Annotated in this window: 1 protein-coding gene; it reads right to left on the bottom strand. The window is 70.6% G+C overall.

The features are described 5' to 3' along the window. A partial coding sequence (locus C1I98_RS39370) for a replication-relaxation family protein (RefSeq protein WP_111172236.1) occupies positions 1-789 on the bottom strand: 789 nt, incomplete at its 3' end. Positions 790-885: the final 96 nt, after the last annotated feature.

Genomic DNA, 885 nt, shown 5'->3' with positions numbered 1-885 from the left:
GTTCAAGGGGAGCCAGCGTTGGCCGGCGGGGCCGTCGTTGATCAGGCCGCCGGTGCGGGAGGTGGTGGCGATGGGGACGGTTTGGGCGGCCGGGTGCCGCTGGAGGCGGGTGCGGAGGTTGGCTTCGCGGCGGTCGCTGTGGACAGAGAACAGGACGGGCGTGACGATGGCGGTGCGCTGGGCGAGGAGGGCGTAGCCGTCGAGTTTGGCGGCGACACGGTCCAGGGGTTCGGTGCCGGTGTCGTGTTCGAGGAAGAAGTCCAGGGTGTGGCCGTCTTCGCGCCAGCGGGCGTAGCCGTCGGGGCGTACGGTCTGGCCCCATTGGGCGGTGCAGCGGTGTTCGGGCCACCAGGTGACCAGGCGGGCGTTTTCGTGGCGGCGGGCGAAGGCCGCGAGGGCGGCGTGGAAGTCGTTGACGCCGACCAGGTGGGTGAGGCGCTGGTTGTGGGCGATTCCGAGGGCACGGTCGCGGCGGTAGCCGAGGGCGGCGAACTCGATGCCGTCTTCGGAGGCCAGGACGGCGGCTCCGGCCGCGCCGATGACGTAGTGGTACGGGGCGGCTCCGGCACCTACCGGAAGGTTGGGGCGGAAGCGTTCGAGTACGCCCATGTGGTGCAGGGTGAGCAGGCGCTTGCGGGTGGCGGTGTCGGTGTCGAAGAAGAGCTGGGTGATCTGGGGTGAGGTCAGGACGCGGTGGTCCCAGACGGCGCGGAGGATCTTGCGGTCGCGGGGTGTGAGACGTACGGCGAGCGCGGCCAGGACGGCGGGCGTGAAGCGGGACTGGGTCATGGGTGGTGCTCCTTTTCAGTGGGTTCGTGGATCGTTGGGTACGGGGATGGCGGTTTGGCGGCCGTGGGCGTGGGCTGCTGCGATGCGGACCTGAGC

It is taken from the genome of Spongiactinospora gelatinilytica (assembly GCF_003236385.1).
GTDB lineage: Bacteria > Actinomycetota > Actinomycetes > Streptosporangiales > Streptosporangiaceae > Spongiactinospora > Spongiactinospora gelatinilytica.
Note: the sequence above shows the minus strand (reverse complement) of the source record. Positions and strands in the feature narration are given on the sequence as shown.